The organism is Pseudomonas sp. R38(2017) (assembly GCF_002112395.1).
In the GTDB taxonomy this organism is placed as follows: domain Bacteria; phylum Pseudomonadota; class Gammaproteobacteria; order Pseudomonadales; family Pseudomonadaceae; genus Aquipseudomonas.
Genome location: NZ_NEHN01000002.1, coordinates 255,877 through 268,516, shown reverse-complemented (window position 1 = coordinate 268,516; position 12,640 = coordinate 255,877). Strand labels below are relative to the sequence as shown.

The 12,640-nt window shown below is 58.6% G+C and carries 9 protein-coding genes; 2 read left to right on the top strand and 7 right to left on the bottom strand.

Annotated features, from left to right (window positions below):
• Positions 1-18 precede the first annotated feature (18 nt).
• Both CAF87_RS04875 and CAF87_RS04870 read right to left on the bottom strand, forming a co-directional pair.
• The gene (locus CAF87_RS04875; RefSeq protein ID WP_085731014.1) at positions 19-1,425 is read right to left on the bottom strand and encodes an FAD-binding oxidoreductase; all 1,407 of its coding nucleotides are present in this window, start codon (positions 1,423-1,425) and stop codon (positions 19-21) included.
• 51 nt (positions 1,426-1,476) lie between these two features.
• Positions 1,477-2,292, bottom strand: a complete 816-nt coding sequence (locus CAF87_RS04870; RefSeq protein WP_085731015.1) for an AraC family transcriptional regulator — start codon at positions 2,290-2,292, stop codon at positions 1,477-1,479.
• A 263-nt stretch (positions 2,293-2,555) separates the two neighbouring features.
• Between CAF87_RS04870 and CAF87_RS04865 the strand changes: the two genes are divergently transcribed.
• Positions 2,556-2,828 carry a DUF1652 domain-containing protein gene (locus CAF87_RS04865; protein ID WP_085731267.1) on the top strand — a complete coding sequence of 91 codons (273 nt, stop codon included), beginning with the start codon at positions 2,556-2,558 and terminating at the stop codon, positions 2,826-2,828.
• 58 nt (positions 2,829-2,886) lie between these two features.
• Here the strand turns inward: CAF87_RS04865 and CAF87_RS04860 are convergent, their stop codons facing one another.
• Positions 2,887-5,361 carry a UvrD-helicase domain-containing protein gene (locus CAF87_RS04860; protein WP_085731016.1) on the bottom strand — a complete coding sequence of 825 codons (2,475 nt, stop codon included), beginning with the start codon at positions 5,359-5,361 and terminating at the stop codon, positions 2,887-2,889.
• 279 nt (positions 5,362-5,640) lie between these two features.
• Between CAF87_RS04860 and CAF87_RS04855 the strand changes: the two genes are divergently transcribed.
• Complete coding sequence (locus CAF87_RS04855) at positions 5,641-6,336, top strand: pirin family protein (protein WP_085731268.1); 696 nt, start codon at positions 5,641-5,643, stop codon at positions 6,334-6,336.
• Between the two features lie 63 nt (positions 6,337-6,399).
• Here CAF87_RS04855 and pgm read toward each other — a convergent pair whose 3' ends face one another.
• The 4 genes from pgm to CAF87_RS04835 all read right to left on the bottom strand — a co-directional run bounded on the left by pgm (position 6,400) and on the right by CAF87_RS04835 (position 12,637).
• On the bottom strand, positions 6,400-8,046 hold the full coding sequence (pgm, locus tag CAF87_RS04850) for a phosphoglucomutase (alpha-D-glucose-1,6-bisphosphate-dependent) (protein ID WP_085731017.1): 1,647 nt from the start codon (positions 8,044-8,046) through the stop codon (positions 6,400-6,402).
• A 108-nt stretch (positions 8,047-8,154) separates the two neighbouring features.
• On the bottom strand, positions 8,155-9,555 hold the full coding sequence (locus CAF87_RS04845; RefSeq protein WP_085731018.1) for a PLP-dependent aminotransferase family protein: 1,401 nt from the start codon (positions 9,553-9,555) through the stop codon (positions 8,155-8,157).
• Between the two features lie 49 nt (positions 9,556-9,604).
• Positions 9,605-11,068, bottom strand: coding sequence for a hypothetical protein (locus CAF87_RS04840; RefSeq protein ID WP_085731019.1), 1,464 nt, complete (start codon positions 11,066-11,068; stop codon positions 9,605-9,607).
• 546 nt (positions 11,069-11,614) lie between these two features.
• Positions 11,615-12,637: a zinc-dependent alcohol dehydrogenase family protein gene (locus tag CAF87_RS04835; RefSeq protein ID WP_085731020.1), complete on the bottom strand. Its 1,023-nt coding sequence runs from the start codon at positions 12,635-12,637 to the stop codon at positions 11,615-11,617.
• Positions 12,638-12,640 lie beyond the last annotated feature (3 nt).

Sequence of the window (12,640 nt, the reverse complement as noted above, 5' to 3'; positions counted from 1 at the left end):
TCTCGTAGTAAACAACGTTTAGTGCATGAAACCTTCCATGAACCCGGCCACCCGACTGGCTAGCTTGCGCCGCCAGGGCGCGGTTGCCGGGTTGGCCAGGGTCTGGTCTTCGTGGACGAAGCTTTTGATGATCGCGTTGTAGCCGAGCCAGCGGCACGGTTCCGGCTCCCAGGCCCGCAGCGCATGGATTCCACCGTCCGGCAGCACCCAGGGCTGATGCACCAGTTCGGTATCGCGCTCGAGAATCAGATCGGCCAGGGTGCGGCCACCGAGGTTGGAAGCCCCGACGCCCTCCCCGCCATAACCGCCGGACAGCGCAATGCCATTGGCCCGATCACAAAGCATGTGCGGTTTGAAATGCCGGGACATGCCGAGGTTGCCGCCCCAGGCGTGGGTGATCGCGGTGTTTTTCAGTTGCGGGAACAGTTCGCCGAACAGATAGCGCCGCAGTTCTACCTCGTCCCGGGTCAGATCGAAGTTGTGCCGTAACTGGCCGGCGAACTGATAGCCACCACGGGCACCGAAAATCAGCCGATTGTCGGCGCTGCGCTGGCCGTAAGTGACCTGACGACTGAATTCACTGAAGGCCTGGCCACGATTGAGGCCGATTTCGTCCCAGGTCGCCGCCGACAACGGTTCGGTGGCGACAATCAGGCTCTGCACCGGCAATTGATAACGCCCCAGCGGCGGCAATGTCACCGAATAACCTTCAATGGCCGGAGCGATCCAGCGACTGCGAACGCTGGCCTTGTCGGTGCGCAGACTGCCCGCCTGCCAGTGGGTTACGGGACTGTTTTCGTAGATCTTCACGCCCATGCCCTGAACGGTTCGGGCCAGGCCGCGCACCAGTTTTGCCGGCTGAATGGTTGCCACATGGGGTGCGTAGATGCCGCCATAAGGTTTGGCGACGCGAATCTGCTGCGCCAGTTGTTCAGGATTGAGCCAGCGATAATCGTCGTCGGTCAGGCCTTGGGCGTGCAGTTTGTTCAGATACTCGCGCAGGCTGGCTTCCTGCTCGGGATAGCGCGCGGCGCAGTACAGCACCCCGCCCTTGCGGTAATCGCAGTCGATGCCTTCGCGCTCGAGGACGACTTCCACTTCATCGGGAATGCTGTGCAGCAGATCGAATGAGGCGCGGCGTTGTTGTGGTGACAGGCCCGCCAGCAGGCGATCCTCGCCCAACAGATTGCCCATCAACCAGCCGCCGTTGCGACCGGACGCGCCAAAACCGGCGGTTTGCGCCTCGATAATGGCGATGTTCAGGCCCGGCGCGTGCTTCTTCAGGTAGTACGCGGTCCACAGCCCGGTGTAACCGGCACCGATGATTGCCACGTCGACGTCAAGGTCTTGTTCCAGCGCCGGGCGCGCGGTGAGCGGCTCGTCGAGTTGGTCCATCCACAAACTGATAGTGCGCCACGCCGGCATGCAAGACTCCGCCAATCCAGATTTCGATGGCGTCGATCCTAGTGGCTGACCTCAAGGACTGTCTTGCGCGCGTGCCCGCAAAGAAATTTGTTTGGCATAAGCCTTGGGTGACTGGCCGGTGTGCTGGCGGAAACAGCTATAGAACGCCGAAATCGAGTTGAACCCGGCGGCGAACGCCAGTTCATCGATGCGCAGCGGCGGCGTGGCGTTGTCCAGCGATTGCAGCAAATGCTGAAGCCGTGCCTGATTCACGTAGCGGTAGAAGCTCTGCCCCAGCACCTGATTCAGGAGATAGGAAATCTGGTTGCGGCTGTAACCGCACTCCTTCGCCACCCGTTGCAGATCCAGTTCGGGATCGAGGTACGGCTGCTGGCGCTGGAAATACTGCTGCAGGTCTTCAGCCATGAAACTCAGCTGGCGTGGCGACAGGCCCAGTCGGCTCGCCGCCGGACGCTGACTCGGCGTCGAGCTACTGGAGCCCTGCTCGCGCACCAGTGATGCGTATTCGTTGACTCGCCAGATTTTCGCGTCCTTGACGGTAATCGCTTCGCTGGAGCGGAACGACACCAGGCCATTGCCGCCGCGCAAGGTCACTTCGTATTGAATGAACGCGGTATTGCCGTCGATACGGATCCGGTCGCAATGCTCCAGCGCTTCGTCGGATTCACGGGGCATGCTGACGCGGACGTACTCGCGCAGTTCATCGAGACCGAGCACGCGGTTCTGGAAGAAATCGTTGTACTGAATGTCCGGATGGTACAGCGCCATGACGCCATCCAGATCCCGGTGTTTCCAGCACAGGTGATAGCGCATGACCGTTTCGGCCGTGGCCGGGGTCTGCTGCGGGCCGTCATCATCGGCGTGCATAAGGGACTCTTGGCAAAAGAACCGAGCTTGCCCAACTTCGGGCGCGGCATCAACAATCCGGACGTGATGGCACTTTGTCGATGATTTCATCGGCCGTGACTTACATCAAAACAATCCCTGCAATCGCCAAACGGCCTGAAAATTCTCACAGGTTTTTCACATTCAGATGCTACTTTTAAGGACAGTCATCGGTTGAGCCAATGAAGGCTCTTCCCACCTACCATGAGCAAACGGAAGCGCTCGATGAAGAAGGCGGGCAACACATGAGCAACGGGTCAAGCAAGGTCACGTTCCCCAATGCTTGCCAGCTGATGCGCTGGCATTTTCATCCCATGGGTTTTGAAGCCACGATGGACGCACCGGGCAGCATGATCGCCCGTCTGTTCGATCGGGCCAGCGGCGAAACCATGATCGCCATTGCCGGCATTCCTTGTGCCACGGTGATGAATGCGGCGGATGTCGAACGAATAATCGAAGCCGTCGAGGACGAACTGGAAGCCTTTGTTCCTCCAGAGTCTCTTAGAAGTTACGCCTAAGCCTTTGATTTAAAATAAAAAACTCGCTTCGCGCGGGCTTTTTTTGTGGGCGATCGGATCAGGCGGTTTTCTTTTCGGGCCGGTGATCGACGAAGAACGGCTTGCCCTTGGCAACCCGGTCCGACGCACGTGGCATGTTCACGGCCTGGGCATCCTGCGGCTCGACGTACCAGTAGCAATGACTCACCGCCCGGGTAATGCCGACATAGGCCAGACGCAGGATTTCGTCCTTCTGCGCCGTATCGTAAGGCTCGTTGTCACCGGCCTTGCCCAGCCCGGCCATGCGGTAGACCTGATTCTTGTAGGGCGAACTGGTGAGGTGCTGACAGTCGCCCAGCAGAAACACCGCATCGGCCTGCAAGCCTTTGGCGCTGTGATAGGTCAGCTGCTTCAAGCGCCGGGACTCGTATGGCAAGCTCGAATCAATATTAACTATCGACATAATATGCTGCTCTATCAATAACTTATCGCTAATTTTTCGATAAAGCATCAGGATGGAATCGCCCTTTCTGTAGTGCTCCGCCAAGCGCTGGCCGAGTGCCTGATCGTCGCGTTCCAGTACGTTGACCGGTTGTAGCAGCTTCTCCTCGCCGCTGGCCTTGGCTTTCTTGCCGGGAATCGCCGGCGCGGCACGGACGATGTGCTCTGCCGCATCAATGATGTGCTGATGGCTGCGATAGTTGTCGCTGAGCATCACCCGCGTGGTGCTCGGCGATGGGAACTCCTTGTTGAACTCCATGAAGTAGCTCGGCGAGCTGCCGCGCCAACCGTAAATCGACTGCCAGTCATCGCCCACGCACAGCAAGGATGAGCGTTGCGCCCCGCGCCCGACATGCATGGCCGGGCCACGGCTGCGGATTTCCGCAAGGCTGGCGCGTATCCACGACACAATCTGTGGCGATACATCCTGGAATTCATCGATCATCAGGTGCGACATGGGCCGCAGCAGTTCATCGCTGAGCAGTTTGAGGTTTTCCGGCGAGTGCTCGCTGAACAGCGCGAACATGCGATTGTAGGTCATGACCGGTGGCTTCTGATCGAGCAAATGATCTTCCAGCGCGCGCCAGAACAGGCTCAGCGCTTCAAAGAAAAACCGGTCCGGATCATCCTTGGCGAAACTCATGCGGCCAACGGCGTCCGGTACATCCAGGCCCAGGTTTTCGATAAAGCCGGCGGCGGCGACAAAACAGTCCAGCAGCGGCGCGGATGCGAGCTCGCCCTTGACCTTGTAATCGAAGCCCGGCCCGGCACTGGCATCCCCTGCCAACGTGGCTAGCACACGTCTAGACGATTCGTAGGTATCTAGCCAAATCAATGGTTTACGGCAGAAAGCTTGAAACAGGGTGCGTTTTACAGCCCACTCTGCGCGGACCGTCAACTTGGCGTTGGGGCGGCAGACTTGCGGGTTTTCCTTCGGATCGAAGCCCAAAATGACCCAGGCATCGAGACTCGGGATGTAGCCATGACAGTGAAAGGTCGCGCCGTTGATCTCGAACGCCTGACGATTCGGCTCGACCCCTTTGATCGGCCAGGCACCGGCGCGAAACCACAGATCCTCGATCACATCGCATAGTTCTTCGTCACGCCTGGCCGCCAGTTCGGTCACTGCCACGCGCTTTTGCACGTCCGGGTGATCGCGCTCCAGTTCCTTGAGCTGCAGGGCATGTCGGGACAATGGCTGGATCAATTGCCGGAAACGCTCGTCTTCGGTGTAGAGTCGGAGATAGCAGGCGTTGAGCTGCTGGCGCTGGGCGTCATTGATCCGCAGATCGAACGGATTGCTGTCGACGTCATCGTCTCCGCCCTGCGGCCGGAGGCTGAGGTTTTCAAAAGCCTGCAAACGCTCGAACCCCGGCAGGCTGCGCACCATCGGCAGAATGCGCGAATGGAAGGTGCGCACCAGATCCCGGGCGGTTTTCTGGCTCAGCGTCTGACCCCACAGGGCAAACAGTTGGATCAGTTTATTGATGAAATCCTTGCGTGACTCCCGGGTGAAAGTCACCACGGTCATCGAATCCAGCTCAAAGCCCAGGTAATGCGTCAGCAGCAGAATGCGCAACACCAGCGTGGTCGATTTGCCAGCCCCCGCCCCGGCGACTACCGACGTTGACGGCGTATCGCTGAAGATCATCTTCCATTGCGCCACGCTCGGCTGAGCGTGGGCCGGCAGCAAGCGGGCAACGTCAGCCTTGATGCGCTTCTTCAGTTCGGCAGTCAGCGGCAGGCGCCAGTCATCGAACAGGTGATTGTCGATCCCCGGCGCACGATGTTCAGTGCTGCGGCTGTCGCGGATCAACAGGACCTGACGGCCCTCTTCCAGCCCCTCGGCCTTGCCTTCCTTGTAGCCGTAATCGAACCCGGCGGTGTGCCCGCTGCGAAAGCCATCGGCCTGACCGTGCAGCCAGGATGCCCGATGCTGAGCGCGCAATTGCGTCAGACCATGCCCGAGGAAACGCGCCGCCAAGCGTTTGAACCACGGCATCTCGGCCAGGGGACGAAGTTCGGGAGGAAGATCGGGGGTGTGTTGCGCCACGCTGACGGACTCCAGAGGCTGAGGCTGTTGAGGACTATGGTGTCTGCATTTGCCGTTGAGTTCTAGCGAAATGCTTACAGGTCATTGAGTTAGGCGATGAACTGAAGGCTGCATGAGAGCGTTTCGAGTTTTATAACATCAGTCAATTCGATGGGAATGCGGCACTTTTTACGCTTTTTCTCGATTATTGGTTGATAGATGATGCTCGCCATCAATCACCGGTCTCGCTTCGTGGCCACGGCCGAAACGCCCCATGACGAACCTTTTGAGGAGAAGATCATGCTTGAACTCAGACCCTTCAGCTCGCTGGGCGGCGCCCATCACGGCTGGTTGGATGCCCATCACCATTTTTCGTTCGCCGAGTACTACGATCCACAGCGCATGAGCTGGGGCAATTTGCGGGTGTGGAACGACGACATCATCGCCCCGGGAACCGGTTTCCCTACTCACCCGCACCGGGACATGGAAATCATCACCTATGTGCGTGAAGGTGCGATTACCCACCAGGACAACCTGGGCAACAAGGGCCGCACTGAAGCCGGCGACGTTCAGGTGATGAGCGCCGGCACCGGGATCGCCCACAGCGAATACAACCTGGAAGCGACCGCTACCAAGATCTTTCAGATCTGGATCATGCCGACCGAAACCGGTGCACCGCCTTCGTGGGGCGCCAAACCGTTCCCCAAAGGCGAGCGCGAAGGCTTTGTGACCCTCGCCAGTGGCAAAGTTGGTGACGATGAAAGCCTGCGCATTCGCGCCGATGCACGGTTGGTGGCAGCCACGATCAAAGCCGGGGAAACCGCCGAGTATCGACTCGATGCCGGACGTCGCGCCTACCTCGTGCCTGCCACGGGTGTGATTGAAGTCAACGGCTTGCGTGCGCAAGCTCGAGACGGTGTCGCAGTGAGCCATGAGCCGGTGCTGACCGTCACGGCCATCGAAGACAGTGAAATCGTGCTGGTGGACCTGGCCTGATTGGCTGAATGACGGGCAAAAAAAGGGCGACCTCTGAGGTCGCCCTTTTTTATTCAGCGCGGATTACTTCGTGGATATTGCACCGTCCACGAGGGTTTGCGCTTCGGCCACCAGTTGCTTGAGGTGGTCGTCACCGATGAAGCTTTCAGCGTAAATCTTGTAGATGTCTTCAGTACCCGAAGGGCGCGCAGCGAACCAGCCGTTTTCGGTCATGACTTTCAGGCCGCCAATGGCCTGATCGTTGCCCGGCGCCTTGCTCAGAATGCTCTGGATCTTCTCGCCCGCCAGTTCGGTCGAGGTGACTTGCTCCGGCGACAACTTGCTCAGCAGGGCTTTCTGCTCAGGGTTGGCCTTGGCGTCGACACGCACCGAGAACGGCTCGCCCAGCTCGTCGGTCAGTGCGCGGTAGGCCTGGCTTGGGTCGCGCCCCGTACGGGCAGTCATTTCAGCGGCCAACAGGGCCGGGATCAGACCATCCTTGTCGGTGCACCAAACGCCGCCGTTCTTGCGCAGGAACGATGCGCCGGCGCTTTCTTCACCACCGAAACCCAGCGAGCCATCGAACAGGCCGTCGGCGAACCACTTGAAGCCGACCGGCACTTCGTACAGGCGACGGCCCAGACGCCTGGCCACGCGATCGATCAGGCCACTGCTGACCACGGTTTTACCCACGGCCGCGTCGGCGCGCCACTGCGGACGGTTCTGGAACAGGTAGTCGATCGACACTGCCAGATAGTTGTTCGGTGCCAACAGGCCGCCTGACGGGGTAACGATGCCGTGACGGTCGTGATCCGGATCGCAGGCGAACGCGACGTCGAAGCGTTCCTTGAGGCCGATCAGGCCTTGCATGGCGTGGCTGGACGATGGGTCCATGCGGATCTGGCCATCCCAGTCGACGGTCATGAAGCGGAACGTCGAATCGACTTCCTTGTTCACCACATCGAGGTCCAGACGATAGTGCTCGGCAATGGCCGACCAGTAGCGCACCCCTGCTCCACCCAGCGGATCGACACCCAGACGCAGTTTGGCACCACGGATGGCATCGAAATCGATGACGTTGATCAGGTCGGCAACGTAGGTGTTGACGTAATCGTGACGATGCGTGGTGGCGGCTTTCAACGCCTGCTCGTAACCGATGCGTTTAACACCAGCCAGTTTGTTGGCCAGCAATTCGTTGGCCTTGGCTTCGATCCACTTGGTGATGTGGGTATCGGCCGGGCCACCGTTGGTTGGGTTGTATTTGTAGCCACCGCTTTGTGGCGGGTTGTGCGAAGGCGTGATGACGATGCCGTCAGCGAGGCCGGTGGTGCGGCCGCGGTTGTAGCAAAGAATGGCGTGGGACACTGCCGGTGTCGGGGTGTACTCATCGCCTTCGGCGATCATCACGGTCACACCGTTGGCTGCCAGCACTTCCAGGGCGCTGGCTCCGGCCGGCGTCGACAACGCGTGGGTATCAATGCCGACGAACAGCGGTCCGGTGATGCCTTGCGCTTCGCGGTACAGACAGATCGCCTGACTGATGGCCAGAACGTGCCACTCGTTGAAGCTCAAATCGAAGGAGCTGCCACGATGCCCGGAAGTACCAAACGCCACACGCTGTGTGGAAATCGAGGCGTCGGGCTGGCCGGTGTAATACGCCGTTACCAGTCGCGGGATGTCGACCAACAACTCTGCTGGTGCCGGTTTGCCCGCAAAAGGACTGAGTGCCATGCAAAACCTCTGAATAGAGTGGTTCAAGAAATTACAGCGGAGTTTACTGGCAGTTTGACCGTAGTGCGATGGGATCTATCCAGTGCATCTCCGATGTTTTTTAACAAGTCAGTCGCCTGGAGCCAAGCGCAATGCATCGCCGAGCAAGCCGACAACCCCTGCCAGTTCGGGTCCACTGCTCCCTATCGCGCTCAGACGCATGTGTTGCCCATACATGCCTTGGGTGCTGAACAGCTCTCCCGGCGCGATCAGCACGTGTTGCTTGAGCAGGCGTTGAAACACGGATCCCATCATCACTTTACGCGAAGAGCGTACCCAGACCGTCGCGCCGCCCTGCGGCTCGTCGATGTGCAGCGCATCGCCAAGCCCTTCGCGCAACAATTCGATCAACTGCCTACGGCGCTCCTTGAGCAAGCCCTTGAGCACCGGCAAATGCTGATCAACGCGACCGCTGGCATACAGGCGGGCAATGGCTTTCTGGCGAATCGGCGACAGGCGAAACGAGCGCAGCAAAAAATGGCGTTGCAAGTCGGCACGCCACTGGCGAGCAAGCACAAAGCCGTAAGGCGCTTCAACACCGATAACCTTTTCAAACGTGGAGAACACCAACAAGCGATCCGGATCCAGCAGGTCACGCAGAGGTCGACGCTCAAGATCGTCGCCAAGCTCGCTGTAACTGTCGTTTTCCAGCACCCACGTGCCGTGGAGCCTGAGCAGGCGTGCTATGGCTTCCCGATTGTCCGCAGGCATCAGGCTGCCTTGGGGCATGTTCAGTTGTGACGACAGCAGGATCAGCCTCACCGGCTCGGTTTCCAGCAACAACTCTAATTGCTGTGGATCGAGCTCCCCATTGGATTGCACAGGCAATTCGATCACCCTCACCTCGGCAGACTGGAGCAAGCGCAATATCAGCCAGTCGCAAGGTGATTCGACCACAATGGTTGCATTACGCAGTTCAAGGACGGCAATCAGGATCTCCAGCACCCCTCTCACATCCGCACCGATATAGACGTCTTCGGCATGCCAGCAATGGGTTGGCGAAGAGGTGTAACGAGCGGCGAGCAGCAGGCGCAACTCCAGCTCACCACAAGGTTGAGCCGGTGCCTGTGATGGACGGGGATACTGACGCATCAGCTCACGCTCGAGCATCAGCAAAGGACTGTCCAGCGGCTGAATCGAAGCCGGATCGTCGGCGCTTAACACCCGCATGCCAAAGCATCTGGCATTGACGTAGACCGTCTCCAACAGATCATTGCCTCGGCCGAGTACCATAACCGTGGATGCCGGCTGTGCGAAATACCCGGATTTGGCCACGGAGTAGACCCGTCCTTCTTTTTCAAGCAGCGCGTAGGCGTACTGGATGGTCGATATCGATACGTTCAGCCGTTCGGCCAGTTGCCTGAGGGAAGGCAGTCGAACTGCCCCTTCACCACCAGGCTCGTCAATCAACTGAACGAGATAACGATAGACCCCCTGATAGGCGAAATCGGTTTCACGCGACGCGTTCATGAACGGTCGTCCGCAAGCGTCCGTTTGTACCCGCGCGCGACGCCCACACTCAACCTTCCGCCGAACGGTCGCCCACGGCAACCTCACTGTTCGCCAGATCCGGAGCGGGTGTTGCCTGCTCGGCCATTTGAATGGAATCCATCGCATCCATCGCATACAGCCGGCTGATCAGGCGTACGGGCAAGCCACTGACATCGACCATCCATTGCAAGACCTGTTCCGGCGCGTGGAGACCCTGCATCGCGCGATGCAGTTCCGGCATGGCAACCAGCATGCCTGGGTGGCAGGTACGCAGGAAATGTTCAAGGCCGGCCGCGTGATCGATGAAAGGAGCAAACAAGAGACAAACCAATTGCGACTCATTGAGCCCGAAGTTTTTTTGCAATACAGCAGAGGCCTGTGCTCGATGCTCGCTCAGGTCCGACAGATTGCCGAACGCCGCCAGAAACCGTTCGCACGTTTGCTCGGGGACGCTCTTGCGGCGCATCGACACCAGGCAGCGCTGCAGGTACTCCGACACCCCGGTCTCATAGTTGCGTCCGCCAATGCAACTGGCCTGCAAGCCGCTGATATGGGCCGCGACCACAGAGTCCGTTGACTCACCGGGCCCGGTCTCAAGCCACGGTTCGTCAGCCTGAAAACCGAGAAAATCGCTTAGCAAAGGCCACCGCTCTTCCATCCTGCCCACAACCATGTCATCGATACCGATGTAACTGGTGCGGCGACAGGCTTCGAACTGACCGAGCGGACGCCAGGGCAACAAATCGGCTTGCGCGTGGAGTTCCCGGTAGCAGTCACCTCCCATGCCGTCTAGTAGAGTGAACAATTCCTCGAACCCGGCCGCCCTTTTCGGCAGTGCGCCAAGACCGGCCTTCTGTGCGGCGCGATGCAGCCCGTGCAGAAAGTGCTCCTGTCTATGGACCGGGTCACTGCTGACCAGCGCATCGACACCGTTGTTCCAGCGAGCAACCTGTCCGTAGAACTCGGCCGTGGCCAGATACGTGTCGTCCCATAGCTCCAGGCTCTCGCGCCTGCTTCGGCGGTGACCAATCATCAGCAGATTAATGCGGTTTGCCTCGCGACCATCGTCGGTAAGGGGATCTTGATGATTGAACGGCAGAACCTCTCGATTATCGATCATCAACAGCTCGACCCGTGGATCGTCATACAGAAAGAGTGCGCTGAAGCTGCGATGCATGTTTTGCAATGCCGACACAGGGGTAGCGCAACCGCGCAGAGTCGCAACCCTTAGCTGAAAGGTGCCTGGAGCGCGTCCGGCGATACTCAGTTGTGCAGCGCGTAACAGGGCCAGGCTGTAACAGCAGTCACGAGTACCGGACTGAGTCACCAGCACCTTGAAGTCGCCGATACGATCCATACCGCCAGCGGCCACCGCCAATCGCTGAATCAACAACTGCAACGCCGTGCGTTCGGCACGGGAAAAAAAGCTCAGCAATCGTTGCAATACTTGCTGGTAGACATAATTCATTGCCTGGTCATGGATCGTGCTCATCAGTACTTCACCCAATATCAAAGGTTTTATATCGCGCAGCCACGAATGCCGAGCGCGCAATCATTCTTCATTAATTAATAGACGCTGAAATGCTAACACTTAAGGTTTTGTAGTTATTTGAAACAGTTGGACTTGCAACAATTAATGCTTATGACCAACACAGCGCAAAGCCCTGGTTTTACTGGGCTTTCTCGAAAGAGTAGTTTTCCTAGGAAAATTCTTACAATGGCCTGCGCATGATGAGCACAAGAAAAAAAGAAGGGATTACATGACCGACCTACAGCAATTAAACAGAAACTGAAATATCGACCATACACTATCGCTTGATATTGCGTTGAGTAAACAGAATGCACAGACATAGCTCATTCCCTGAGATGAAAGTAGTCATTCAATTATCAGGGTCTGAAGGGCGATTAGAAGATACAGATCAAGAGTAAAAACCAGTTCAGTTGCTGAACCTCCCCAGGCATCGGGCCCGGGGTTTCTCTTGGTCTGTAGGATGGAACGCACAAGAGTCCGTGGGGCCACGGACTCTGATTACAACGGTCAGGCAGGTTCGACTTGCAGGGCGACCCGCTCGCGGCAAGGGCATTCGTCCATGTAGCGGTGTGCTTCGACAAACTCGTTGAACGGGAAGACCCGGGTCTTGAGCGGAAGCAGCACGCGGTCGGCTGTCAACTGGTTGATGTCACGCAGGGCGCGTTGCAAGGCGACGTGATCCTGGACGATACCCAGCTCCGGCTTCCCGGTGAAGTTGCCGATGCAGTGCACGAAGAACTGGATGTTCTTCTGGAACGCTGCGCAGGCCGGGAATGGCGTCTGGTTGCCACCCTGCAGGCCATACAAAACCAGGCTACCGCGAGGTGCCAGCACATCACCCAGCAGCGACATCTGTGGCCCGCCGAGACCGTCGAACACGACATTGACGCCGCGGTTATCGGTGATCTTGTTAATCCGCATCAACAAGTCTTCTTCTTCGGTGACGATGACTTTCTCGGCACCGAGGGACAGCAGGTATTCGCGCTCTTCCGCAGTTTTCGTGGCGGCAATCACTCGCACACCCAGCGCCTTGCCCAACTGGACAAAGGACGGACCGGCGCAATGACTGGCGTCGGTGACCAGAGCAAACTGCCCGGGTTTGACGCGTGCCAGATCGACGTAACCGAAATAGGCAATCAACAGCGGCGTGTAATGCACGCTGGCTTCGATCGGGTTCAGCACGTCCGGATAACGGGTCAGCGCGGTACGAGGCAGAACGATCAGTTCGCCATAGACCGGATAGTCATTGGGACTCTCGGCCGGGAAGCTGGCCACCTTGTCACCGACGATCAGGTCTTCGACACCGTCGCCAATGGCGGTGACCACACCAGCCATTTCATGGCCCAGGCCCGAAGGCAGGCGAGCCTGTGACGACGCCAGGTTCTGACGCCAGAGCGTGTCATACCAGCTGATGCCGATCGCCTCGACACGCACCTGCACTTCGCCAGGACCTGGCTGAGCGGCCGCATGCTCTTCGCATTTGAGCACCTCGGCCGGACCAAACTTGTGAAAACGGATCGTGCGGGACATCGC